The sequence below is a fragment of the Veronia pacifica genome (genome assembly GCF_001707825.1).
Classification (GTDB): Bacteria; Pseudomonadota; Gammaproteobacteria; order Enterobacterales; family Vibrionaceae; genus Veronia; species Veronia pacifica.
This window is the reverse complement of the sequence record NZ_LYBM01000011.1, coordinates 35,803-59,862: the sequence shown is the minus strand read 5'-3', so window position 1 is coordinate 59,862 and position 24,060 is coordinate 35,803. Positions and strand designations below refer to the sequence as shown.

Below are 24,060 nucleotides of genomic sequence, written 5' to 3'. Positions count from 1 at the left end.
CCTCTCTGCTACATTAATACTGTTTATTTATACAGTATATTTTCACTATGCCAGCTATCCGATTCAAAAGTACCTGTCGAACTGTCAACGTCTGGTGCCCGTCTCATCATCTCGACCGCACCTCACGGGTTGACTATATCCCCGCCCTGCTAAGAGACGGCAGCTTGGTCTATTACATGTTTGGCGGGTTTATCGAACGCAGACACCTGCGCTACGAGCAGCGTGTCAAGATGGTCAATATCCTTGGGTTCTCAGCCAACGACAATGAAAAAGGACCATGGGAGGCAATCACCGACCAGAAGCTATTGGGTATCTTCAAGGAGCGGCGGTATTACTTGGTGCTGGATAGAGGGAAGGTGGTTGGGGTGTGAATATAGTAGGCATCTACTGTTATTTACTTTGTGAACTTATGCTGCATTTTAAAGATTATATTCATTGATATATCGTCTGTGGCTCGCTAAGCGTTTTCGCAAGAGTTATCGTGTTCTCGCAAAATGTTACAAACTCAAAATAATGACGGTAATTGATATGAAAAGATTCGCCCTGACTTGCATCTTCATTCTATTTTCATCTGGTTGTTCTGCTACAAAAAAGGAGTCGGTATGGATGAATGAATCAAATGTCCGAGCCTCGCAAGAAGAAATACTCGCCGCAAAAACCACTTGTGATTTTGATGAAAAACAAGCCTATATTCAATCACATGCATCAGGTATGAAAGATAAAAAGTACAAGAATAACAAGGAATTTGAAGCCGAACTCGATAAGTCATTTGGCATGATGAAAAATTTGTTTTCTTGTATGAGCAAGCAAGGTCTTACCAAACGAAAAGTTCCTGTCGAATAATGCCTTCTATCGGGCAGGTATAATTCCTGCTCCTTCAAAAATAGCTAACGCTCAATCGACACCACATTGTCGTCACCACCATTTAGCTCCATGACCACCTCAAAGGGTGCGGCAGCGATGAAGCCCTCCCAAAGCCAGCCAAATTTCTCGTCTGAAATATAGGGTTGAAGCTCGAGCAAAAGATGAGCATAGCTTCGGTGGTCACCTTTATGATTCTGTGCCTTATCCAGCGCTTCTTCTTCAGTCATGTCGTTTCCTCTCTTGTCCTCTGATAGCTTTTTCAATCAGTTCATCAAAATATCTCGCGGCATCGGGGTCAAACTTTGCAAAGGCATCTCTATCAAACAGCCAAGCGCAAAAGTGTTCAGCATGATATTCATAGTAATCTCGCCGAGAAATACCCGACTGTGAATACCGTGACAGAAACCGCTTCGCCACCTTCTCAGCCCTCTCTGCACCCGCCCAATAGTGCACCTGATGCCCCAGTTCATGCACCCACGTGGCCACTAGTTCCGCTTCGGGTGACGCCTTGGCAGCAATTGTCCAAAGACCCGGCGCGTCACCTTTCTCTCGGGTATCCGCCGCCAATTTCACCGCTGCTTTCAGCTCCTCAGCCACTTGCTTGGCCTTCTTGTCGCTGAACTTCACCTTGCTGTTGCCCTTCACCACCACATGGTTGAACACAGATGCAGTAAATCCACCGGTGCGGGATGGATTGGTGATGGTGTAGTTATTGTGGCCATAGCGACGCTGCTCTTCATCAAGATAATCCAGCACCTGTTCACGTATCCGACTCGCGGCACGGTTTCGCTGCCCCATCTCGGCCTGTTTGATGATGAGTGTTTTGATGTCCTTCGCCTGCGTAAACTCGGCCACCTTGGCCAGTCTCTTCTCGGCCCCCGGTATTTGCTCCAATATACGCCCAATTGCCTCGCCGGTAATGTTTTTCAGTGTGGACAGGGCACTGGGAACGACAGATTTTATCGAAGGCGCGGGCTTGTCAGGAGTACCAACCGCCTTGGCAAAGGCTTTGTCCTTTTCCTTGGCCTGTTTTTCCACCCCCGCCAGCCTCGCTTTACCCGGGTTATAGTCCCAGCCGGGGTCGAGTCCCTCAGTGACCATCATGGTTTCGCCGGTGCGCTTGTTCGTCCATTCGGTTTGGGTGACCTCCGGCGCCTCTGATGGCCCGCCCCGTCTTTCCACCTCTTCCCGGGTCAGTTGCCTCACCCGACAGCGACAGCCAAAACCGTTTGGCGGCATGTGGGTGTCCCAGAACGGATGGTCAACGGGTAGGATGAGACCTTCCCAGAGGGTGTGTTGATGGCGGTGCTCTTTGGAGGGGCCGAGGCCATAACGCAGGTAAGGCAACACCGCCTTATTACGCATAATACGGGCCCACTGGCCAGTCCCCCGGGAGGTACGCAGGTTGGTGTCGTAGATGAGTTTCAGCCGCCTCGGGGTACCCAGCTCGACCACCGAACCATCCGGCATCAGTGCCCTGCCAAGCCATCCTCGTTTTGCCAGCATCGGCTCCAGCTCGGCCTTGAACCTTGCCAGCGTTTTCCCCTGCGCCAGCGCCTTATCTACACCATGGCGAATATCTATCAGGAGGTCCTGCGTCATCGCCTTGGCGACCATAAACGCCTTGGTGTGCTCTTCACGCCAGACCTCGTCATAATGCCATGCAAGGCGGTACCCTTTGGCCCGTAAATAAGCCAGCGCATCCTTCGGTACCGGCGGCGTGGCAGGAACTATCATTCCTCGCCTTCCCGGCCCTCCCCGTGGGCCATCAGGCCTGCTTTGGCGAGGCTGTCAGTGAGGGCTTTCGGGTCGACTTTCTCCAGCAGAGTGGGCAGCAGAGCCAACAGGTCGTCATAACTTTGCGCGGCCTTCACCGCGTCGAGGATAGGGTCGGTAATGCTACGGCTCTCTTCCCAGTCATCCAGCATCATCTCAGCAATGGTGTCGATATCATCCAGCGTGGTGCGGTTTAGGGCCCGTTGCTGGACAGGGTTTTCCTCCTCTGAGGGCTCCGGCTGTACCGGCACACCCAGCAGGTCTGCATCACTGGCAGGCTCCGACAGTCCAAGCTTGGCCCTCACTTCCTGCGCCGAGACCTTCAGCCCCAGCGGGACCAACTTCTCAAGGTTCGCCGCCAGCGCATTGATGTCTTCCTTCTCCGGGATGGCGATGACTACCTTGGGATAGGTTTTCTGGGGGCCGAAATTGAGGTCGATAAAGGGGCGGATGAGGTCGCGGTTCAAGGTGTTCGACAACTGCCGGGCATCGGCTTCAATCAGGTCCTGCCTGACCTCGTTCTGGGCCTCTTCGTTGCCCAGTTTGCCCGGTGTGCCCTCGGTGGTCGCAGTTTGACCCAACACGGCCTTGGAGACTTGCCTGTCTATCCATTCCACCAAACGGGCGAACACATCCGAGGCCCCGGAGGCCTGTGAAATTTGCTCAAACTCAATCAGCATCGAATCTGGCAGAATAGCCGCCGCATCTGAACCGATATTGGCCACCGCTGTTTTGAGGATAGCTTTGTCTTCCTCATTGGCCCCGGGACCGTATTTACCCAGTCTCAGTGGGATGCCATAAATCTCCAGAAAGCCCAGCCAGTCCTTGAGACCATACATCTTGCAGACATAGGAAAAGGCCACCAAACGGGCCAAGCCACCGCGTAAAATCAGCCCTGACTTCATCCGGGGCTTGTGAATGACAAACTTATACGGGGCCAAGGGAATGCCATGGACTGGGTCTCGCTCATCCATCAGGCGAAGTTCATCCGGCCGCTGCTGATGGAACTGGAAAAAACGGGGGTCACGCCAGCGATAATCCGACGGCATCCACCTCTCTCCGGTGCGGTCCCACATAATTTCATTGACGCTGAAGCCTTTGCCCAGCGCATCGAGGGCATTATCGACCAGCTCGCCAAACTCAGGGGCTTCAGTCAGTTCCCGCACTGCATCAGCCAGCTTCTCTGCATGGTCGTCCTCACCTCCGGCCTCAATGTTGACCGGCAGCCCGGCCACAGCCAGTTTGCGGGTCCTTAGCACACTGGAGTAATGCGGATCGCGCTCTTCCATCTCTTCGGCAAGGGTGAGATAGGCCTCGAGGTCGCCCTCACCGGCTGCAATCAGAATGCTGGCCAGTCTTGACGGTGTCAGGCCACTGGCTGCTGAGCCACTGCCCCATGGATTTCTGATCGCCGTGGCTCCGGCAATTTCCCGTGTCAGTTTAGGTTTGGTCACCATGCGCCCTCCCTTTTAAAGCTGTTTCCGCCACCTCGAACCCGCTCATACTCGTAATGCTCAATGCTCGACCCCGCCCAGCGCAGGAACTGACTGGTGCTGTCGACCTGATCGAACGTGTCACACAGGGGGCAGCTGAACAGCTCGCGCTCATAATCCGGCAGCCACTCGGCCTCGTCAGGGAAGAACACCTTCCCGGCTTCAAACTTGGGAGACTCGGATGAGAGGCGGATGATCTTGTCGTTCTCGGGCTCGATAGGAATGACCGGCAGGCGGGTCTCGGCCCGAAGGTCCTGAATCAGTTGCTGGCCACTGGCCTTGTCCTCAATCAGCATCGCGTGGGGTGGGAATTTCTTGGCAATGCTCTTGGCCATTGACCTCAATGCCGGGTATTCCACCCGGTCACGCCAGACATATAGCAGGTAATAGGCCAGCTTGGTCTCGGCCCACACGGTACACACTGAGGGGTCGTTGATCTCTTTGGCCTTGTTGGCCGTGTCCCAGCTATGCACAATACGAATGGGGTTAGCAGGGGGTACCCGGTAGCGTTTGATCCAGGCTCGCTTGATCAATCCCCCTTCTGAAGGTGCGGGCCGCTGCTGATATAGAGCCTCCCAGTTACGGGTCCCCTGCGTGCGTTTTTCCTGTCGCCAGAATGTTGGGGAAAACCAGTCAGTCCAAAGAAACTCGCCCCGGTCACGGCAAAGGGGGTCATCATCGCGCTCACATTCAGCCTGAAGGGAAATGACATACCACTGCTCGCCATCCTGTGCCTCAATCCAGCCGGACTCACCACTGTAGTTCTTGGGCAAAATGCGCCCAACGGGGTCGTCCTCATGCCAGCGGGTCAATATCCAGATGATGAAGCCATTGGGTTTTAGGCGGGTGCGCAGGTCAGATTTATACGCCTCCCACGTCTTGTCACGGATAACCTCACTGTCGGCCTGTTCCCGTCCCTTGATGGGGTCGTCATTGATAAGGCCATCAGCCCGGTTCCCGGTAATGCCCGACAGCACACCCCCGGCCATATAGCCAGCTCCGTTGGTGAGCGACCATGCCTCAACCGCTTTGTGGTCTGGCGTCAGCTGGCTGCCAAAGATGGCTTCATACTCCGGGCTTTTGCAGATTTGGCGGCACTTGCGGGAGAACTTCCACGCCAGATTAGAGGCATAGGAAGTCGAGATGATTTGCTTGCCGGGGTTCTTACCCATGAACCATGTTGGAAACACTACGCTGCCATAGGTGGACTTGGCCGAGCCCGGTGGCATGAACACCATCAGGCGTTTGATGTCCCCGGTTTCCACCTTCTCGAGGGCTTCATTGATAAGCTGATGATGACGGGCAGGCAAGACGGTGTCGGGGTAGAACTCATCACATCCTTCATCGTCGTTAATTGGCGCACCGGGAATGACAATACTGCGGCAGAAGGCATCAAGAGAGTGACGGGCCCGCATGGCCCGCTTGCGTTCTAGCAGCGATAGCAGCTCCCGCTTTGCCTCGGTCATAGTTTCTTCCGAAGCTCAGCGATACGCGCATCAATCTCAGCCTCACTCATCTCCCGCTCCTGTCCGCCGGGTTCGTCCAGACCACGAATTTTGCGGATGATGTCGATGTTAAGGCGGTTGGTCTCGGTCAGGAGTTTGAGGTTTTTGGCATCGGCCATCAGTAATCGGCAGGCCTGTTCATTGGCCATCAGGTCACGGAGGGTTTTATTGACCAACCCCAGAGCCAGACGGGCATTATCAAGACCAATGTCCATGTCCCGGATATCATCCGAGGCGGCTTGTTCAATCGCTTCGACCACCGCTTCCGGCTGGTCCTCCACATCAGGCAAGGCAATCCCCGCAAAATGGGCCCTGACCCGCTCACGCTTAACCTGTCCGTTATCCCGCACCCAGCCATGTTTCTTGGCCTGACGGCGGATAGCGGCCTCAGAAATGCCGTAGGTCTTGGCAATTTTCCGGTTCGACTCCACCCCCTTGCGGTACTCGGTCTCTACGCCCAGCCAGTCAATTGGCGTCATGGCCTTTCTCCTTTCGCTGAAGCTTGAGGTGTTCACGCTTGTACCAGAGGTTGGTGATGAAGGTACCTAGGCCAATCAGGAGGCCGCCCAGTGCCACCCACTCGTTGAAAGTGAGACCGGCAAAGACGGTGGCGGCAGAGGCGGAGTAATTCACGCCGACGGTGAGTTTTTCCATCATTTTTCTCCCCTGAAGGCATCACGCAGCGTGGGGGCCACCTTCTCGACACTGCGCCCGACGACATAGCCGCCAAGCCCAATTTGCAGCAGCATCCACGCCTCGGGGGCCAGACGAAACGCCAACAGACCAAAGCTGTCGAGGATAACCAGCGCCAGAAAACACAGCATGGTCACCGGTCGCCAGATACGTTGCAGCCAGCTGTCACCCTGTGCCTCGGCCGTGATGACCTTGGCCTGTGCTTCCATCAGTCGGGTCTCGTAGTCCAGTACCTTGGTGGCCATTGCCGTTTGCAGTTCAAACAGCTTCGCTTTGACCGCCAGCCGCTCTTCATCACTGGTGTGGAGGTCATCAATGAGTTTGGTCACCGGTGAGACCAGCCCTGTCAGTAGTTTCCATACCGCCATCAGCTGTCCTCCACCGGATACTCAGCCCACGGCAGCTGAAAATGGGGACCATCGGGAAAGCTCTTCCAGTCCCCGCCCCATTCGATGGGTATGCCCAGCTCAATGGATGCCGCTTTGACAGCATCCGCAATGCGGTAATACAGCGGCCAGTCCCAGCGCACTTCCCCGCTGACCCATGCACCGAGGTCTACGGCATGGCCCGTCAGGTGGCGGCTGTTCATGGTTTTAGTCGCGCCCTTTTTGAACAACACCCGTTGACGTTCATGCGTGCGAAGGCCTTCGAGGACAGTGAAGTCAGTCGAGGTGAGGGTAATGGCATGTTGCACAATCTGGACAAGGTGGCAATGTACGCCTTGGAGCCGTTGACAGGAACGGTTGCCCAATTTATAGGTCATAGACGCGGCCTTTTTAACGGTATCTCAGCAAGCAGGGTGCACCGTTACTAAAAGGCTGGTTAGGTGAAATGATTCACTCAGGAGAAAAAATGGCAGTAAGCGGCTATCAACGATATAAACAAGCAAAAGATTCCAAACACGAATCAAAAAAAGATCGCCTACACGCTTTTGCGGATTGGTTGGACCAACTGCACGTAGTGAGAATATTTTCAGCGGTTAGCTCTTTCTTGTTAGTTATCACCATCGTTAGCTTTTACTGGGATTATGAGGGACGACAAGAGCAGAGAAAAATAAATGCTTGGCAGTTACTGACTAACAAAGCTCCCGGAAACAGCGGCAAAAAAGAGGCGCTAGAGTATCTCAATAGCATTGGTGAACCTCTCATAGGTATAAACCTTAGTATTCCTCCTATAAGTTCGGATACAATAAAAGATGAAAGCTCAAATGACAGGGTAAGCCCTGTTTTTCTCCGAAAAGTAGAACTTCCTAGAGCCTTCTTAGCATCGGCTGACCTCAGCAGAGCTAATCTAGCATTTGCCAATCTTCAGGATGCCATATTGTTCTCAGCAAACTTGGAACGCACAAATCTTCTCAGAGCAAACCTAGAAGGTGCGAATTTTGAACTAGCCAATCTCAAAATGGCTAACCTAATGAAATCCAACCTCAAAAACACAATATTCAACAGTGCAAACTTAACGGACTCCATACTGGTCGAAAGTCAACTTGATAATGCACATTTCCTGTCTGCAAATGCACAATTTAGTGACTTTGGAAACGCTAGTCTCCTAGGCGCTAACTTCACCAATGCTAAACTAATGGATGCGAACTTTAAGAACGCCTCTTTAAACGGTGCAAACCTGAGTGCATCTGAGCTTTTGGGAGCAATCTTTCAAAGGTCAAATCTTGAGAAGGCCAATATGGAAGAAGCAGTGTTATTTTCAGCTGAGATGCAAGCGGCCAAACTTAACGATTCAAATCTCAGAGGTTCTATTCTCGAGAGTGCCAAACTAAATCAAGCGTCACTAATTGGTTCAGACCTTCGTGGAGCCGATATCAAAGGTGCTGATTTACGCGAAGCAGATTTTACTTCAGACACAAAGACACTACATGACAATAAGACATGTGAACAGTTAACCAAAGCTAAAAACTGGCAACTGGCCTACCGCGACGCCGAACTTGCCTGCGGCGCACCAATCCCAGTTCACCCTGACGACAAGGGCAAAGAAAACTAACACCGCACAATATTCAACACATGCCTCCTCGACAGGCCGTACTCCCGCGCAAGGTGCATGGCCCTGTTAGACTCCCGCTCTGGCATCCCATGGTAGGTCTTCCGGATAAGCTGGTTTCTGACCCTCCGGACCATGACCTTGTTCGGGATGTCCAGCGTCTCACCCCCATAGAACCGGCACAGCCGCTCTGCTGCCACTTGCCCAATGGCCAATACCAAGGGATGGAAGTGACTGGGAAAGTGCGGCACATAGAGGGTCGCCCCACCCATCTCCTGCCCCAGCTTCAGTGCAGACACAGGTCCTATCACCTCAGCAATCTCATGCAATACTGTCATCCGCTTCCCCCTTGCGACGCAGGTGCGTCGGGATTTGTGCGCAGTCGCGACGCAGTGTGCGCAATAGGTAACCTCGCCAGAATCGTCTCAATGGCAGTGATGGCCTCCCCGCTCTGGATGAGCCCACCATCACAGCGGTAGACCGTCCAGCCAAGCCGCATCGCCTCGGAATACTTCACCATGTCACTGGCAAAGCCCTTGCACCGGGTATGCCTGCCACCGCTCCAGCCACCGCCCTCTACCTCAACGGCTAACAGCCTGTCCGGCCATGCAAAGTCAAACCGCCATCGCCGGATGGGATGAAACCGGTATTCCCTTTCCGGCTCCGGTACGCCCACGACCAGCAGCTGCATGGCGAGGGTGGCTTCAAGATTGCTCATTCTTGAGCCTGACCACGTTGCTGCACAGGTCCTCAATGGACATCTGCTGCGGCTTGTCGAAACAGCGTCTTCCTCCCTGATAGACTCCTTTAGCCTTTTCGATCTCACCGATAACCATCGGATCGTCAATGGGTTGACCGCTTTGCGAGTTGTTGGCTTCGCTGATGCCAATCAGCTTTTTGGGGTAACCTATCGGTGGCTGGCTGGTATACGCCCTGTATCGCCTGACAAACTCATTGTGGCGGTATGGCAATTCCTCGTTGTCCGTGTGACACAGTGAGACCCAGCCGCCCATATCGCTGATCACCTGATGGATGATTGAGTCGTCGAAGACCACGGATTGCCATGCCCCAACGGACTGAATGGCTTTGGAAACCTTGGTCCATGCCAGCTCACCACGGGTCTGGGTGTTGCCCTCCATCTGGCGGATGATGTCTGCTGGCTTGGGGAAAAACTGCCCGGTATCGGTATTTCTCAGGTGTAAGTCCAGGGCTCGCCTCACGTCTTCGAGTGGGAAGTCCTTGAGTGCATTCCAATAAATCCCAAGGGATGGCCGAGACAGCGGCTCTTTCATGTACAGGCTTGCAGTCATGCACATCAGCTCTGCAAACAGAGTTTTTTCAGAAAGTTCCATAGTCAATTGCTCCCGCCATCAATGCTGCACGGCGCTCTTCACTGATGGGTGAAGCATCCGGCGCATCAATCCATTCCTGAATTTCCTTGGTGAACAAACCTGTTTCGTTGTCATTGGCCGCCTTGGGTTTGTGGTTCGCAGCAAAGCGCTTGGCGTTTCGCATCCAGTTACGCCATGCAGCGGTCCAGTCCTTGAAGGTCGAGCCCTTGGCCCTGTGGTAGTCCAGAAACTTCTCAGTCTCCTGAGTCAGGTCGACAACGATCTCGTTCTTGGTTGCCCAGTTGAACAGCTCTGTTGAAATATCAAAATCAGAGGGAGGGGGTGAAGCTCGTGGGGCGCGTCGCTCGCGCGCGCTGTCTTTTGTAACCTTGTCTTTTGTAATAGTGTCTTGTCTATTGTGGTTGTCGGGGCTGACTTTTTTACGAGTCGAAACTGACTTTGTGTCGAGTCGGGATTGACTCCCCCCCGAGTCAGGACTGACTTTCTTTGTACGAGTCGGGGTTGACGTTTTAACGAGTCGAACCTGACTTTTTATCTCGCTCCTCCTATCCTCATAAACCCATTCATCAGTCATCGGATTGAGGCCAATTTGCTTGTCGATGACAATGAGAATATTGCGCCGTTTTAGTGCAGACTTAACCTTGCCTATGTTGGTAACGTGTATACCCGTCAGCTCGGCAATTTGCGCATTACACATCCAGTCCATGCTTTTATTGAAGCCATAGGTCTTCATCATGACGGCCTGAACCACCCGGCTCTCCCTGTCACTCAATCTGACCCTACAAAGTGCCCTGCCCAATTGATTGGCGACGCGGTAGAAGCCATCGTCTACTCTCGCCTTACCTGTAAACTCAATAACTTCAGCCATGGCAGACACCTCTCAATGGTTCTGTCACGATGGCTTTTCTCAGTGCTTCAAGCGCAGAAATAGCCTCATTGACCTCCTGCTGGCATTTCTCCCTTTCGCGGAGCGTGAAGATGCCATCATTGAGCGAGTTTTGAATAGCACGAACGACATCACCATGTTCAGCCGTCGCCCTCAGGACCGACTCAAGAAGGTTGGTGGATGGTGAGTTGTCTTTCAGCAGATCGAGTTCAGTGCCCATCGCCTCATAAATCCGACGATTCCCGGTAATAAGCTGAATAGCTAATGCTTCACGCAGTGATAATTTGTGAGTGTCATTCTGAGGATTGGCTTTGTTGATGAGGACTTGGTGAGAGTTCCCAAGATGCTGAGCGATTAATCTTGCAGAAATATTGGAGTCGTGAACTGTGGCGTATATCGCCGTATCGATATGGTCCATGTGTGACCCTCTCTAATCTAAACGTTCACATCATCAGGAGATTGAGATACTTTCCTGTACAACGATGGGTCATAAACAAGCTTGCCCTCAGTGAGGCGTTCGAGAATTAAGGCTTGCTTTTGGGGAATAATGTTTTTCCAGTTAGCGATCGCGGGCTGGCTGATCCCCAGTGCCTCCGCAGTCTTTTGTTGGGAGCCAAAATAGTGGATGGCATTTTGCTTGAACATGGAGCCTCCATAACTCAAATTTAATTTGCCATCGAACGAATATAACCAAAGGTATAAACATGTCAAGAGTCTTGGTTATTGAAAAAATATAACTTAAGTAATAACATCTTTGATATGAGTAAATTAGCGCAAAAGATAAAATTAAGAATGTCGGAGCTCGGTATCAATCAACAAGAATTGGCCGAACTTGTAGGTCTGTCTCAAGTATCGGTGCACAAATTGGTATCCGGGAAAACAGGTAGTACAACCAAGATATTCGAAATAGCCAAAGCACTTCAGTGTGACCCATCATGGCTCGTTGGTGATGAAGACGTTCCTGTGGAGATTAACCATACAAAGAGTGCAGCGGAGTCGAACGCCAACTGGTCAGGCGGTATCGAAACGTGGGATGACAGTACACCTCTAAGAGATGATGAAGTTGAAATACCTTTTCTTAATGAGGTTGAGCTGAGTGCGGGCAACGGTGCAGTATGCAGTAAAGAGTACGAGGGGCCTAAACTCCGATTTTCTAAGGCCACACTGAGACGTGGAAATATCCAGCAAGAGAACGTCGTGTGCGTGAATATATCTGGAAATAGCATGGAACCAGTAATGCCGAATCGTGCCACAGTTGGCGTCGACACTGGTGAGAAATACGTTGTTGACGGTGACATATATGCTATCGACCACGATGGATTGTTACGTATAAAGATTTTACAGAACCTACCGGGCGGCGGGCTTCGCCTGAGAAGCTTCAACAGCGACGAGTATCCTGATGAGAATTACGATGCTGAGAGCAGAAAGCTAATTCGTATTATTGGAAGGATATTCTGGTATTCAGTGCTGACCTTCAAATAGTCAATAAAAACTATAGTTATTTTTTTCAATTAAACCTGCTGAATTAGTGGGTTTTTTTTGTTTTTAATAACCTAAGTAATATCAAAATATAACCTTTCTTAAATTTAAAACAACCCCACTCATTTAAACTTTGGTTATATTATGTCTTGAAACATTGACCGATATTTATAACCAAGGTTATTTACCGCTTAATGTTCATGGGTCCGCAAACCGACGGGCCATCAACCTTTTTGGAGGCAACATGAACGCGCACTGCATCATCACCAATGACATTAATCACTTTCTGCTCCTACAAAAGCAGGAGGATGAAAAAGCCTCAACCATCGACACTCTCACTGGCGATATCTCCAAAGACCTGTTAGCCGGTAACCATGTTCACGTTGGCAAAGACGACTGGCACTTTGATGACGTCCTGTCCAAAGCCTTTGAAAGTGACGACTTCTGCATGGTGTGTGAGGCGTTGGCCCGCACTCGCGGCGATCGGGAGGCATTCTCTAACCTCTCCGAAGAGTACCAAGCCCTCATTGCCGAGGCCGCCGAGGATATTGCCTTCAAGCTCGCTACCACTCTTGTGGAGGATCGCCAACATGACCGCATGTGAACAATACCCGACCAAAGTAGATATCCATCAAAACTATGTCGATGCCCTTATTGAAGGCACTAACTACCCAAACCTCTCTCACGAGGACAACTTTCATTTTCAGCGCCGCCTTGGCATCGGTGGCAGTGATGTCGCTGCCATCCTTGGCCTCAGTCCCTATCGTACCGCCTACGAGGTGTGGGAAGAGAAAACAGGTCGCCGTGATCCGGAGGACTTATCAGATAATGACCGTGTTCATTTTGGCAATGAACTTGAAGATGTAGTCGCCAAAGAATACGCCCGCCGCACGGGCCAGAAAGTCCAGAAGCGAAACTACCCTTTTGTCAATAAAACACTGCCTTGGCTACGTGCCAATATTGACCGCCATATCGTTGGAGCTGACAAGGGCCTAGAGTGCAAAACGGCTGACAAATGGGCAGCACGGGATATGTGGGGCACGGGTAATGTTTACGCCAAGAAGAATGATGAAGTGGTATTGGTTGAGGCCGATGATGAGGTGCCCGAGCATTATATGCTTCAGGAACTGCATTACATGGTTGTACTGGATAAGCGCCAATGGGATCTGGCTGTACTGATTGGCGGCAATGACTTTCGTGTCTACACCATGAAATGGAACCAGCAACTGGTCGATATTGTCACCCAAAGGCTCACTGCTTTCTGGTTTGAGCATGTGATCGCAGACGTCGCTCCCGAGCCTCAAACCCTACAGGATTTAGAGTCTATCTATCGACAGGACAACGGCAACAGCATCGTGGCCACTCCCGATATCCTTGACACTTTCCGCCATTACATGACCCTGAAAGAGCAGATAAAGGCACTGGAAACAGAGGCCTATGGGCCCAAAGTCGGCGGCAAGTTCATCGGTGGGCTCGATATGCAGATCAAAGCATTCATGGGCGAGCATGCCGAGCTTCTTATCGACAGCGAAGGCAAAAAACTGTGTAGCTGGAAAACCCAGATGACCAACCGAGTCGATACTGCCGCATTGAAGAAGGCCGATCCTGAGTTGGTCACCCAATTTACCCGCAGCACACAAAATCGCGTTTTTCGCATCTAGGAGGCCATCATGACTGCAGAACTCACAGATATATCTACCACTGAGCTCGCCATGATTGAGCCCCCTGCTGGCCATTGCGATCTGGCGACATTGATGTTCAACCCGGAGGTCATGACAAGGCTGGAGAGGTTTGCCGAGCTGATGGCCACTGGAAAGTCCACGGTACCTAATCACCTGAGGGGCAGCCCTGGCGATTGTCTGGCCGTGACCATACAGGCTATGCAATGGGGCATGAACCCTCATGCTGTGGCTCAGAAAACACATATCGTGAACGGCACCCTCGGGTATGAAGCCCAGTTGGTCAATGCCGTGATCAACACAATGGCGCCAACCAAAGAGCGCCTGCATTACGAATGGTTTGGGGAATGGGATAAATACATTAACGGCGGCCTACAAAAAAAAGATGAAGATGGCCTCGGCGTCAGGGTATGGGCCACCCTGAAAGGCGAGCAGGAGCCGCGACTTGTGGAGGTATTACTGAAGCCCGTCACTGTGAGGAACTCTCCGGTCTGGAAGTCAGACCCCCGCCAGCAGATCGCCTATCTGGCAGTCAAACGCTGGTCCCGCCTGTACTGTCCGGACGTCATTCTTGGGGTGTATACCCCGGATGAGCTGGCCACACCGGAGGAGAAGAACATTAACCCTGCACCACCGGGACGGCGTGGCACGGAAAGCCTGCTGTCCCGGCTGCAAGGTAAGGAGGAGGTTCAAGATGAACAGGATGCTTTGGTGGCGGTACTGGCGCAGATCGCGTCTGCTGAAACGGAGTCCGCACTGGCAGCGGTGGAAACGTCGGCGAAAACGCTTGAACCTGAGCAGATGAAAACGGCCCGTGCAGCTTACAAGGCAAGACTGGCCACACTGCGGGAACAGGATGAAATTCTGGATGTCCCTGTCGATACCTCAAAGGAGGATTGATATGTTATCTGTACTTTGTCGGCTCGGCTCAGATGCCGTGCTTCGCACCACACCCGGCGGCCAACAGGTCGCCAACCTCAGCCTGGCCTACTCGATTGGCTATGGTGAAAACAAGCAGACTCAGTGGATCGATGGCAAGCTGTGGGGGGAGCGTGCTTCCAAGCTAGTGCCCCATTTGACCAAAGGAAAGCAGTTACTTATCTATGCCAATGATCTAGTAACCAGCACATATGACAAGCGTGATGGCGCGGTGGGAGCCAAACTCAAAGCCCGTATTGTCGATATCGAATTCACCGGCGACAAGCGCACCGCAGCCCCGGTCAACAGCTCTCCTGAGGTACCAGACTGGAGCGATCTCAAACCCCCGTTCTGACAATCTGCCACCCTCCCGGAGGTGTCTATGAGTCAACAACATTATATCCGGCTGTCTGAATGGGCAGCCCTACTCTTCCCCCATGAACGATACTCTGCCGCCACCATGGGCCGTTGGGTGAAAACCCGGCAGATAAACCCGCCACCGGTGAAAGTCGGTGGCCGTTGGATGGTCAGGACAGATGCAAAATTCATCGGTTTGTCTGTGGCTGCTGAGGGACCATTTTCTGACCCACTGGTTGAGAGGATCATGAGCCATGGCCGCTAGACCTAGAACGCATAAGATTGATATACCTAACTTTTATCAACGGTTAGACAAACGTGATGGAAGAGTCTACTTCCAGTATCGAGACCCAAGGACGGGTCGTTTTCATAGCTTGGGGTCGGATAAAAAACGTGCACAGACTATCGCCAATGAACTCAACGAGAGAATAAGCCAACAACTGTTGGACCATTACCAACATATTCTCGACCAGAGCCCACCGAAAGTAGCCAAACGGGGTATCAGCACAAAAGCTTGGTGTCAGCGATATATGAAACTTCAGCGCGAAAGGGCAAAAAACGGGGAACTGGCTGAGAACACAGTCAGGCAACGCTACTATGATGTCATCATACTCGAGGAACGTCTTGGCCAGACGGGTCTCAAGGATATCGACACCAAATCACTGGCAAAAATCATTGATGAATATAAGGCACAAAATAAAATCCACAGGGCAAGAAGAATACGCTCAACATGGATAGACGTATTCAAAGAGGCCTTGCATGCCGGTGAAATCGAAGGTGGCGTGAACCCTGCTGTCGCAACCCGAGGTCCTCGTCTCAAAGTCTCACGTAACAGACTCACCAAGGATGATTGGCTAGCTCTTGTGGCATCCGCAAAAAAACAGAGTTTCCCATATGTCATTCATTCCCTCTATCTCGCTCTGACCACGGGACTTAGGCGGCAAGACCTGTGTAACTTAAAATTCTCTGACATCAAAAACGGCCACCTTCTTGTCAGTATTAGTAAGTCCAGAGGCCAAACAAAACTGGCTTTTCCACTCACACTGACCAACCCACTGGTCGGTATGTCGCTCGGTAAGGTCATCGAGCAATGCAGAAATACTGGTGTGCTTAGTCGGTATCTTCTCCATCTGACCACGAAACATGCGCCTACTAAAAAAGGCCAGCCTGTCAGCGCAGTGTCGATTAGTATATCTTTTCAAAAGCTTCGTAATGAAAGCGGCCTAACATGGGAGCAAGGTTCACCACCGAGTTTTCACGAATTACGATCACTGGCAGAAAGAACATACGCGGAACTTGGCTACGACACTCAGGCATTACTCGGCCACAAGAGCCAAAAAATGACTGACAAGTATCATGACAATCGTGGCAGTGAATACACGTTTATCATTGACCCAAGTCATAAGTGACAATGTCACAGTTACAATTTCATCAAGCTTGTCAGTGGTAATTCTGCCGACATTCGCTGTAGTTTTGGTGGGAGAGTTTTGGTGGTATTTTGGTGGGAGCTTTTTGGCGAGGACACATAAGTAAAAAATAAAGAGCGGGATTTATCATAAAAAGACAGGCATAAACCCACAATCTATGTCATATGATATAATTTAATGTAAATATTAAATAACTGTATTTATTATCTAATTATGTATATTTTTATTTTTAAAAACAAATAGAGAGCCAGATAACTAAGTAACCATTAAAATATGAGTAAAAGAGTAATATTTACTCCAGAACATTAAGAAAAGCACCACCTATACATGTATCGGTGAGATATTTTTACCATCACACCGTGACAGGTCAGTGATACCCGATAGATAGGATAAAACTATGCTGCCGTATGACAACTAATGACAAGAGTTGCAAAAATGACATGTTTTAAACGCGGGCCTTAGCGACGCCTCGGCCCGGTCGCTGCGCGATAAAAATCAGAGTTATCGCACGGTGCAGGCTTGGTCAAAGCTGAGTCTTGGTCCACGGGGGTAATATTGCTCAGGGTCTGCGTATCCCAATGCACAGATAAAGTTCGACTTAATTGATGTATCGGCGAAAAAGGTTTGATCAACAAGCGCATTATTAAACCCTGACATAGGTCCGCAATCTAAACCAACCGAGCGCGCTGCCAAAATGAAGTATCCACCCTGCAACGTAGAGTTTCTGAATGCACTCACCGCCGCTTTTTCCTCATCTTCCTCAAACATTTTTCCAGCGTCCGGTGCGGAGGGGAACAGGGTCGGCAAGTGATCAAAAAACCGTAAATCCTGACCGATGATCGCAATGACCGGCGCAGATTCAACCCGGGCAACATTGCCACCTGCCAGGGCAGGCTTTAACATCTCCTTCGCTTCCGGTGTGGTCACAAAGGTGATCCTCGCCGGGCTTTGATTCATTGAGGTTGGCCCCCACTTCATTAAGTCATAAAGCGCCTGTAATACCGACATATCGATGGGTTTGTTTAAAAAGCGGTTTGCCGTCCGTGCCTCGGTGAACAGTAATGAACGGCCATGTTCATTTAACTTATCTGTCATCATTCGTACTCCTTTTTCTCGATACTACTAAAGGAAACGTGAGCAGGTGTGTACAGAGGAGTACCAATAGTAAGAATCGACAGAAAGATGCATGATCAGCAGTCTTAGCCACTCATTAACCACTGATATAAATTGATGACTGCCCAGATAACTCAATGTTTCATCGCTAAAAGAACTTATTTAACGGTGCTTGCGTAATATCTTTGTAATGTAGATTTGAGGTGACAATGAGAGACGAAGATACATGAGAGAAGAAGATATATCGCGAATTATTGAAATGGCATGGGAAGACCGTACACCGTTCGAGGCGATAGAACACTTATACGGTATGTCTGAACCACAAGTGATCACGTTCATGCGACGTCAGTTAAAACCCAGTAGTTTTAAACTTTGGCGGAAGAGGGTCAGCGGTCGTAAAACAAAACATCTGAGTGTCCGCGATCCCTCGGTATCGAGAGGATATTGCCCCACTCAATACAAGCAGCGGTAAACTGTCGTGCAAGCCACGATGGCACTTTTACATCACGGAGCCGATCCTTTTGGTTATTTATCCGTCGAGCTTTGCTTACCGAGTGCCTTACTGATGTCGTCAAGACTGCCGGGATCATCAATCGTTGACGGAATCTGATAGGGCTGTTCGTCAGCGATTTGCCGGATAACACGGCGGAGTATTTTTCCTGAGCGGGTTTTGGGTAAACGATCCACCACCACGCCTGTTGAAAACAGGCCACAGCTCCCAGCTCGTCCCGGACTTTTTCGACCAGCTGCTGCTCAATATCGCCATCTGTTGAGGTAAATCCATCTTTTAACACCACCAGTCCAAGTGGAAGTTGTCCTTTCAGCTCATCGAACTGTCCGACTACCGCACATTCAGCGACCGCCTGATGCGCGCCAACAATCTCTTCCATTTCTCCTGTAGATAATCGATGGCCTGCGACATTGATAACATCATCGATGCGACCCATAACAAACAGATAGCCCTGCTCATCCATGTATCCTCCATCTCCTGATGCATAGTAGCCATCGAATTGCTCAAGATAGCCACTCTCGAACCTCTGATGATCGCCCCAAATAGTCGGTAAGCTGCCCGGAGGCATAGGGCGGCGAACGGCAATAAAGCCCTGCTGATTGGCAGGGAGTCGATCACCGTTTGCATCCAGTATTTCGACCTGAAAACCGGGCGTCGGTTTGGTCGCCGATCCTGCGCGGGTTGTGAACGTCTCAATGCCCACAGGGTTAGTGGCAATCGCCCATCCTGTTTCAGTTTGCCACCAATGATCCACCACAGGTGTCTGTGTGACCTCTTCAACCCATGCTAATGTAGGCGGGTCAAGGCGCTCGCCCGCCATAAAGATATGGCGTAGCGAGGATAAATCGTACCCGGCAGCCAGCTCATCACCCTTGGGGTCTTCTTTTTTAATGGCCCGAAAAGCGGTGGGAGCAGAAAACAGCAATGACACCTTATATTCAGCGCAAACGCGCCAAAACGCGCCGGGATCGGGAGTCTTAACCGGTTTCCCCTCGTACAGAATGGTTGTGCAGCCTTGGATCAAAGGTCCATAAACAATGTAGGAGTGACCGACGACCCACCCCACATCAGATGCTGACCAGTACACTTCTCCGGGTGCCACGTTATAGACGGCATTCATACTGTATTTCATGGCAACCGCATGACCGCCATTGTCGCGTACCACCCCCTTGGGTTTTCCTGTTGTCCCGGAGGTATACAGGATATACAAAGGATCAGTAGCCTTAACCGGGACACACGCATGTGGCATTGCGGCAGACACCAGTTGTTGCCAGTCTTTGTCTCTCTCTTCCGTTAACTCAGCACGGCACGCATCCCGCTGCAAGACCACTACAGATGACGGCTTAAATTCGCTTTCAGCGATGGCTCTGTCCACCAGCGGCTTGTAAGGTAAGACTTTGTTGATCTCGATACCGCAGGATGCCGTGAGTAAAACCTGAGGTTTGGCGTCATCTATTCTCACTGCCAGTTCGTTGGCCGCAAATCCTCCAAACACGACAGAATGTACGGCACCAAGCCTGGCACAGGCAAGCATTGCCATCACCGCCTCTGGCACCATAGGCATATAAATCACCACCCTGTCACCTTTTTTAACACCAAGACCAGATAACATTCCTGCCACAAGCGCGACCCTGTCACGAAGTTGTCGATAACTGAAGGTGGCTTTCTTGCCCGTTACTGGGGAGTCATAAATGAGAGCTGTTTGCTCTGCTCTGCCGTTTTCAACATGATAGTCGAGCGCCAGATAAGCGGTATTAAGCTCACCATCAGCGAACCATCTGTCGATGCCGTTTTCATCACAGCTCAGAATTTGAGTGGGGAATGAATACCAGTGAATATCAGCCGCTTTTTCACGCCAGAATTGCTCTGGTTCGTTAATCGACAATGTATGGACATCGTGATAGTTCGCCATTTTCTGCTCCTTATCGATTGTCTCACCTTCACTTATCAAGCATCACTCACCGGCACGCAGTGAGTAAAACGATGCGTGGCCTGATGATGATCTCGATGTGGGTGCGTCCTGTGAGTCTAGGAGTCAATCATTAAGAGACCTGTACCGCTTTTGCAATTTTACGCGTCCGTACAGTTGTGCGTATCACTGTCATCAAATTTAATGCACTGAACATGGCTAATTTTGCATGACTCGCCTGTTTCGAACTCTTGGTTATCTCGGCGTTGCACGCATATTCTTTTTGGCTTTTCCTGCACTTTTGCATTCATGGCGGCAGTCGGCGACAATGCCCCACATATTAAGAGACAACCCCGAACTATTAAAAAGAGCCATCACCTTGAGAAAACTAAAGACCAGTATCCACCCGGACATCTTACCCCTCGAAGAAAAAAGCCAGTTCACAAGGATTGCAGCACGGGCCATTGCTCGTCAGGGCAGCAAGGTTTTGCTCATGTACACAGAACGCTATCAGGATTACTCCCTTCCGGGCGGTGGAGTTGATGCGGGAGAAGATATAGAGACAGGGTTAATCCGAGAATTACAGGAAGAAACTGGCGCTCAGGGAATAAAGAATGTAGCGCCTTACGGGCTCTATGAAGAGTACCGTCCATGGTATAAAAGCGATTTTGATGTGGTTCACATGCTGTCTTACTGCTTCACCTGTGAGGTGGACGAAAAGCTGGGTGAAGTCTCTCTGGAAGACTACGAAATTAAAAATGGTATGCGTGCTGAATGGGTAGACCTTGATTCTGCCATTGCCCACAACATGAAAACCATTGAAATGTCAGATAAAAAGGGACTGTCGATTGAAAGAGAGACCTTTCTGCTTAAACATATTCAACAACACCTTTGCGTAGATGCCTGACAGTTTCTACTCACTCATATCAACACCAGATAAGCGTCAATTCCATTTCTCGGCAATGCCGTAAAGACGGTGTGAACGCCTGTAAGCCTGAATGTTAGGGTTCGTTGTTATTTTTTAAGATATAAATTCGGTGTGGTCAGTTCGATATCTTGTAAGCACGTGTATTGCAGAAAAATATCATGGCCTCACCTTCACTACCTCTGAAAACTTCAGCCCTTACTGGAGTAGCTCCTTCTCATTATGTTCAGAACAACCCTGCAATGATACTCGGCTAAACAAATAGGTATTTGCATATTAAAATGATCGGTAAAATGACAAAAAGGTGCCTTATACAACCTTAACAGGGAGCCATATCTTAATACATCATGTTTTGTGTCGATCTACTCGGTTAATAGGAGGTAGTGGATATGTCACTCCAGACGACGAAGTGGCATATCCACAATATCGATAAGTCTCAGGGGCTAACACGCAGGCTAGTTGAGCTCCCATTTGCCATTTCGAAATTCACCTGTCACTGTCTGTCCTTTATAAAAAAGTCTTGTTTTACCATTGAAACGCAAACGGACCGAAGCAGTTGATTTTACTTGGAGTGTGAACATTCTGCCCTCTTGCACAGGCGACGGCAGGTTGATAAATTTAACCCAGTGGCCATCTTTAGTTGTAAAGTTAATTTGGGTGAAAACCTTGTAGATATCGGCCATTTTATCTTTATTTGCGCCAATGTTGTTTAGTTTCTTTTGAGTATCTACGTCTATAACGGCTGCAGAGTCGATGATACGAACAGTACCCTTACCAAGGTAGCCGTGTTCATCGACGATTCGGTAATTGAACTGGTCTCTCTCGCCATTTTCAAACACCTTGTTCACCTGATAGATGAGTTTATCTCGGCTTGCCTCATCGGCAGCCGGCTCAAAGCGGATGGTACCGTTTTTCGATTGAGTGTCAAAATCAAGTATCGCAATGTTATTTCCATTCGCATCAGTGTCGTTGGCTAACACGTCGATCTCAATTTCCGATGTGTCTTTATCTATTTTTACTTTGTCGTATCTCGCATTCGGTGGATAAGGATGTGGGGGGGCGACCCCATCCCGATATGATTTAAACCGTCTTTTTTGGCATTTCTGCATCTTTTCTTGCTCTGGCCCGCTGATAATTGAAAGCTTTACATGGTTGCCAGACATCACTGAACGACCTTCAGGTGATCCACCCACAAAGTGCGTTGAGCCGTGGTTATGGCCGACTTCATGACGATAAACGTGCCAGAATTCGCCAAGTTTATTCATGCCAGATGTTGACCAATTAGAACAGACTCCTGCAAGGCCACCTCCGCTTTTTTTTATGTTATCAAAATGTTTCGTTATATTATCAGGGAATATTGCATTAAGGCGCTTATGGGTCCCCTTCACAAAATCTTCAGGCCAGCCTCGGTGAATGACTATCTTGTCAATTGGGTGTTGCATGTGAATATCGCGGACGTAAATGACATCAGTGAAATTTAAACTCGTCTCTGCCTTTTCAATTATGGTCTCTACTTTTTTGAACCCTTTTTGTTCATAGTCAGGAGCATGAATAAAGAAGGATACATCAGCGGAATAGAAGCGAAGCTCCGACGGGGGTGTCAGGGTTCCCATGGGCTCGGTTTTGTGTTCAGGAGCAGGAGGCATTTTATCCCAGTATGTTACGTTGGTTTCTCTGTTCGGGTCATAATCATTTTCTTCACCAGTAGATATGGGAACACCAAATTCATCATCTCCACTGGCACCCCGGAACAAATGATAACGCAAATCGCCGTCAGGCCGCAGTGTTGCCGCAATTACCGTATCTGGTGCTGTTGGGCTGTACCCTGTGTAGGTTCTCACTTTACCGGGAGTGATAGGCTCTTTCGAGCCATCTTCACCGAATCGGACAACTTCAAAATTGGGGCCGCGATGAGAAACTTTATAAAGGTGAAAGTAGTGGTCATGGTTGTCAAGAGTCACCACAAGCTCACCAGGTGGTTCAGATGGATCCACTGCGATCTCAGTAGGTTGTTTGTTATCATTGTCCCTCAATATCACCATGACACTTTTAGACTGCATGCCCATAAAGTCTTGATCTGACTCATTATTGACAGACACACGAATTTCGACACTATCTTGAGACTGATGAGTGTCATCTACACCTTGCACAACAATAGGTTGTGGTAAATCCCAGTTTGAAGGAGTAAATGTGATCTGAGATGGAGAGACAATAGCCTCTGCCTGATCATCACTCGAAATATCGAATATCACATTTGTTTTTGGCTGTGCCATCAATATGGTGTTGAACTCCCATGTTCCGGAACTTTCGGGAATCGTCATGGTTGTTTTTGATAGCAAAAAATCGGCCTGATCATCATCCTTAATGGTTACCTCAACCACTTTTTGAACAGGCAAATCTGAGGGTAAGACTGAGAGGTTAGTATTAACACTGACTTTTACATTCGCGGTACCATTGCCAAGTTTGTTGTCATTAATAGCAGTCAGCGTGACTGATTGTTTCTTACGCCAATTCGTTGTTGAAAATGTCAGTTGCGGTGAAGATACCATCACCTCATTTAGGTTGTCACTCACTACGTCAAGTACCACTTTTCCCGGCGGCTTGCTGGTTAAAACAACAGTCAGCGTGCTCTCTCCACCCGCTTCATTCTCTATTTCAATGACCGATTTATTGAGTTTAATTTCAACCTTCTCTTTCAGATCGTTATCAATACTCGTTCTGGTCGTGGTCCCTTCGTCATCACCAGAAAAACAGCCGGTAAAACTGAAGATTATAAAAAATATAAGCCATAGATTTTTGCCTGGATGTATGCATTTCATATTTCATTCCGTAATGAAAACCATTGCCTGTTGAACGAATTGCATCTCACATTTAATGTCGACGATTTCTTACTTCATCGTTTTTTCACTGCTCGTCTTCATTCATTACTTTAGTCGTTATTTTCACTATCTGATAGGCCACTGTAGCTATGCCTGTAAGGGAGATATCCAGTTTTTTATCTGAATATTGTTCAGTGATTTCATCTCGTACACCATATTTACCCGCTGGCACAGCACACTCATCGTGATGTTCAGAACACAGCCACTATAAAAATTCTTGAGTAAAAATTACGATTTCGTCATTTTATTTTCTGTGAAAAAGGGAGGCTTTATTCAGAGGAGAGCTTACATACCAAAAAAAG

30 protein-coding genes and 2 pseudogenes are annotated in these 24,060 nt (G+C 49.7%); 13 read left to right on the top strand and 19 right to left on the bottom strand.

Annotated features, from left to right (window positions below; all coding sequences use genetic code 11):
• Nucleotides 1–47: 47 nt before the first annotated feature.
• Both A8L45_RS08105 and A8L45_RS08100 read left to right on the top strand, forming a co-directional pair.
• Complete coding sequence (locus A8L45_RS08105; RefSeq protein WP_068901038.1) at nt 48–371, top strand: hypothetical protein; 324 nt, start codon at nt 48–50, stop codon at nt 369–371.
• A 235-nt stretch (nt 372–606) separates the two neighbouring features.
• Nucleotides 607–843 carry a hypothetical protein gene (locus A8L45_RS08100; protein WP_068901036.1) on the top strand — a complete coding sequence of 79 codons (237 nt, stop codon included), beginning with the start codon at nt 607–609 and terminating at the stop codon, nt 841–843.
• Nucleotides 844–887: 44 nt separating this feature from the next.
• Here A8L45_RS08100 and A8L45_RS08095 read toward each other — a convergent pair whose 3' ends face one another.
• The 9 genes and pseudogenes from A8L45_RS08095 to A8L45_RS25810 form a co-directional block, all read right to left on the bottom strand.
• Nucleotides 888–1,091, bottom strand: a complete 204-nt coding sequence (locus A8L45_RS08095) for a hypothetical protein (protein WP_068901035.1) — start codon at nt 1,089–1,091, stop codon at nt 888–890.
• Complete coding sequence (locus A8L45_RS08090) at nt 1,084–2,103, bottom strand: hypothetical protein (RefSeq protein ID WP_245680679.1); 1,020 nt, start codon at nt 2,101–2,103, stop codon at nt 1,084–1,086. Before A8L45_RS08090 ends, A8L45_RS08095 begins: the two co-directional genes overlap by 8 nt.
• Nucleotides 2,104–2,127: 24 nt before the next feature.
• Nucleotides 2,128–2,466: pseudogene (locus tag A8L45_RS25685) on the bottom strand (phage head morphogenesis protein); the annotation flags it as partial.
• Nucleotides 2,467–2,597: 131 nt separating this feature from the next.
• Nucleotides 2,598–4,097, bottom strand: a complete 1,500-nt coding sequence (locus tag A8L45_RS08085; protein ID WP_068901031.1) for a DUF935 domain-containing protein — start codon at nt 4,095–4,097, stop codon at nt 2,598–2,600.
• Nucleotides 4,091–5,599, bottom strand: a complete 1,509-nt coding sequence (gene terL, locus A8L45_RS08080) for a phage terminase large subunit (RefSeq protein ID WP_068901029.1) — start codon at nt 5,597–5,599, stop codon at nt 4,091–4,093. The genes A8L45_RS08085 and terL overlap by 7 nt, the downstream gene beginning before the upstream one ends.
• On the bottom strand, nt 5,596–6,117 hold the full coding sequence (locus A8L45_RS08075) for a hypothetical protein (protein WP_068901027.1): 522 nt from the start codon (nt 6,115–6,117) through the stop codon (nt 5,596–5,598). Before A8L45_RS08075 ends, terL begins: the two co-directional genes overlap by 4 nt.
• Nucleotides 6,104–6,295 carry a phage holin gene (locus A8L45_RS08070; protein WP_245680677.1) on the bottom strand — a complete coding sequence of 64 codons (192 nt, stop codon included), beginning with the start codon at nt 6,293–6,295 and terminating at the stop codon, nt 6,104–6,106. Before A8L45_RS08070 ends, A8L45_RS08075 begins: the two co-directional genes overlap by 14 nt.
• A complete protein-coding gene (locus A8L45_RS08065; protein ID WP_068901024.1) occupies nt 6,292–6,699 on the bottom strand; it encodes a 3TM-type holin in 408 nt (135 codons plus the stop codon). The genes A8L45_RS08070 and A8L45_RS08065 overlap by 4 nt, the downstream gene beginning before the upstream one ends.
• Nucleotides 6,699–7,094, bottom strand: a complete 396-nt coding sequence (locus A8L45_RS25810; protein WP_068901022.1) for a M15 family metallopeptidase — start codon at nt 7,092–7,094, stop codon at nt 6,699–6,701. Before A8L45_RS25810 ends, A8L45_RS08065 begins: the two co-directional genes overlap by 1 nt.
• Before the next feature lie 68 nt (nt 7,095–7,162).
• On the opposite strand from A8L45_RS25810, the gene A8L45_RS08055 reads away from it, so the two are divergent.
• Nucleotides 7,163–8,326, top strand: coding sequence for a pentapeptide repeat-containing protein (locus A8L45_RS08055; protein WP_083228248.1), 1,164 nt, complete (start codon nt 7,163–7,165; stop codon nt 8,324–8,326).
• On the opposite strand, the gene A8L45_RS25680 is transcribed toward A8L45_RS08055, so the two are convergent.
• Together A8L45_RS25680 and A8L45_RS25675 are read right to left on the bottom strand one after the other, a co-directional pair.
• A complete protein-coding gene (locus A8L45_RS25680; RefSeq protein ID WP_432416289.1) occupies nt 8,323–8,595 on the bottom strand; it encodes a Mor transcription activator family protein in 273 nt (90 codons plus the stop codon). The genes A8L45_RS08055 and A8L45_RS25680 overlap by 4 nt on opposite strands.
• Nucleotides 8,596–8,644: 49 nt before the next feature.
• Nucleotides 8,645–8,815 carry a hypothetical protein gene (locus tag A8L45_RS25675; RefSeq protein ID WP_175401940.1) on the bottom strand — a complete coding sequence of 57 codons (171 nt, stop codon included), beginning with the start codon at nt 8,813–8,815 and terminating at the stop codon, nt 8,645–8,647.
• Between the two features lie 26 nt (nt 8,816–8,841).
• Between A8L45_RS25675 and A8L45_RS25495 the strand changes: the two genes are divergently transcribed.
• Entirely contained in the window at nt 8,842–8,964 is a 123-nt protein-coding gene (locus A8L45_RS25495) for a hypothetical protein (protein WP_281181500.1), read from the top strand.
• Between the two features lie 63 nt (nt 8,965–9,027).
• On the opposite strand, the gene A8L45_RS08040 is transcribed toward A8L45_RS25495, so the two are convergent.
• The 4 genes from A8L45_RS08040 to A8L45_RS08025 are packed head-to-tail and all read right to left on the bottom strand — an operon-like array spanning nt 9,028 to nt 11,206.
• Entirely contained in the window at nt 9,028–9,675 is a 648-nt protein-coding gene (locus A8L45_RS08040) for a DUF6475 domain-containing protein (RefSeq protein WP_068901014.1), read from the bottom strand.
• The gene (locus A8L45_RS08035; RefSeq protein ID WP_068901012.1) at nt 9,662–10,543 is read right to left on the bottom strand and encodes a replication protein; all 882 of its coding nucleotides are present in this window, start codon (nt 10,541–10,543) and stop codon (nt 9,662–9,664) included. Before A8L45_RS08035 ends, A8L45_RS08040 begins: the two co-directional genes overlap by 14 nt.
• Nucleotides 10,536–10,979, bottom strand: coding sequence for a phage regulatory CII family protein (locus tag A8L45_RS08030; protein WP_068901009.1), 444 nt, complete (start codon nt 10,977–10,979; stop codon nt 10,536–10,538). The genes A8L45_RS08035 and A8L45_RS08030 overlap by 8 nt, the downstream gene beginning before the upstream one ends.
• A gap of 17 nt (nt 10,980–10,996) precedes the next feature.
• Entirely contained in the window at nt 10,997–11,206 is a 210-nt protein-coding gene (locus tag A8L45_RS08025) for a Cro/CI family transcriptional regulator (protein WP_068901007.1), read from the bottom strand.
• A 114-nt stretch (nt 11,207–11,320) separates the two neighbouring features.
• Between A8L45_RS08025 and A8L45_RS08020 the strand changes: the two genes are divergently transcribed.
• From A8L45_RS08020 to A8L45_RS07990, 7 genes are all read left to right on the top strand, one after another.
• Nucleotides 11,321–12,043 (top strand): S24 family peptidase, encoded by a 723-nt coding sequence (locus tag A8L45_RS08020; protein ID WP_068901174.1) that lies wholly within the window; start codon nt 11,321–11,323, stop codon nt 12,041–12,043.
• 130 nt (nt 12,044–12,173) lie between these two features.
• Nucleotides 12,174–12,644, top strand: a complete 471-nt coding sequence (locus A8L45_RS08015; RefSeq protein WP_139122333.1) for a hypothetical protein — start codon at nt 12,174–12,176, stop codon at nt 12,642–12,644.
• Complete coding sequence (locus tag A8L45_RS08010) at nt 12,631–13,701, top strand: YqaJ viral recombinase family nuclease (protein WP_068901003.1); 1,071 nt, start codon at nt 12,631–12,633, stop codon at nt 13,699–13,701. The genes A8L45_RS08015 and A8L45_RS08010 overlap by 14 nt, the downstream gene beginning before the upstream one ends.
• Before the next feature lie 9 nt (nt 13,702–13,710).
• Entirely contained in the window at nt 13,711–14,619 is a 909-nt protein-coding gene (locus A8L45_RS08005; RefSeq protein WP_068901001.1) for a RecT family recombinase, read from the top strand.
• Nucleotides 14,588–14,992: a single-stranded DNA-binding protein gene (locus A8L45_RS08000; RefSeq protein WP_245680673.1), complete on the top strand. Its 405-nt coding sequence runs from the start codon at nt 14,588–14,590 to the stop codon at nt 14,990–14,992. The genes A8L45_RS08005 and A8L45_RS08000 overlap by 32 nt, the downstream gene beginning before the upstream one ends.
• A gap of 27 nt (nt 14,993–15,019) precedes the next feature.
• Nucleotides 15,020–15,259: an excisionase gene (locus A8L45_RS07995; protein ID WP_068900997.1), complete on the top strand. Its 240-nt coding sequence runs from the start codon at nt 15,020–15,022 to the stop codon at nt 15,257–15,259.
• Entirely contained in the window at nt 15,249–16,403 is a 1,155-nt protein-coding gene (locus A8L45_RS07990; RefSeq protein ID WP_068900995.1) for a phage integrase Arm DNA-binding domain-containing protein, read from the top strand. The genes A8L45_RS07995 and A8L45_RS07990 overlap by 11 nt, the downstream gene beginning before the upstream one ends.
• Nucleotides 16,404–16,922: 519 nt before the next feature.
• Here the strand turns inward: A8L45_RS07990 and A8L45_RS07985 are convergent.
• Entirely contained in the window at nt 16,923–17,519 is a 597-nt protein-coding gene (locus A8L45_RS07985) for a malonic semialdehyde reductase (RefSeq protein ID WP_217492133.1), read from the bottom strand.
• A gap of 241 nt (nt 17,520–17,760) precedes the next feature.
• Here A8L45_RS07985 and A8L45_RS23770 point away from each other — a divergent pair, with 241 nt between their 5' ends.
• A complete protein-coding gene (locus tag A8L45_RS23770) occupies nt 17,761–18,006 on the top strand; it encodes a TIGR03643 family protein (protein ID WP_083228247.1) in 246 nt (81 codons plus the stop codon).
• 53 nt (nt 18,007–18,059) lie between these two features.
• On the opposite strand, the pseudogene A8L45_RS07980 reads toward A8L45_RS23770, so the two are convergent.
• A pseudogene (locus A8L45_RS07980) lies at nt 18,060–19,957 on the bottom strand (propionyl-CoA synthetase).
• A gap of 376 nt (nt 19,958–20,333) precedes the next feature.
• On the opposite strand from A8L45_RS07980, the gene A8L45_RS07975 reads away from it, so the two are divergent.
• The gene (locus tag A8L45_RS07975) at nt 20,334–20,861 is read left to right on the top strand and encodes an NUDIX hydrolase (protein WP_068901169.1); all 528 of its coding nucleotides are present in this window, start codon (nt 20,334–20,336) and stop codon (nt 20,859–20,861) included.
• Between the two features lie 473 nt (nt 20,862–21,334).
• On the opposite strand, the gene A8L45_RS07970 is transcribed toward A8L45_RS07975, so the two are convergent.
• Nucleotides 21,335–23,698, bottom strand: a complete 2,364-nt coding sequence (locus A8L45_RS07970) for an Ig-like domain-containing protein (RefSeq protein WP_068900993.1) — start codon at nt 23,696–23,698, stop codon at nt 21,335–21,337.
• A gap of 85 nt (nt 23,699–23,783) precedes the next feature.
• Nucleotides 23,784–23,930, bottom strand: coding sequence for a hypothetical protein (locus A8L45_RS24505; RefSeq protein ID WP_175401939.1), 147 nt, complete (start codon nt 23,928–23,930; stop codon nt 23,784–23,786).
• Nucleotides 23,931–24,060 lie beyond the last annotated feature (130 nt).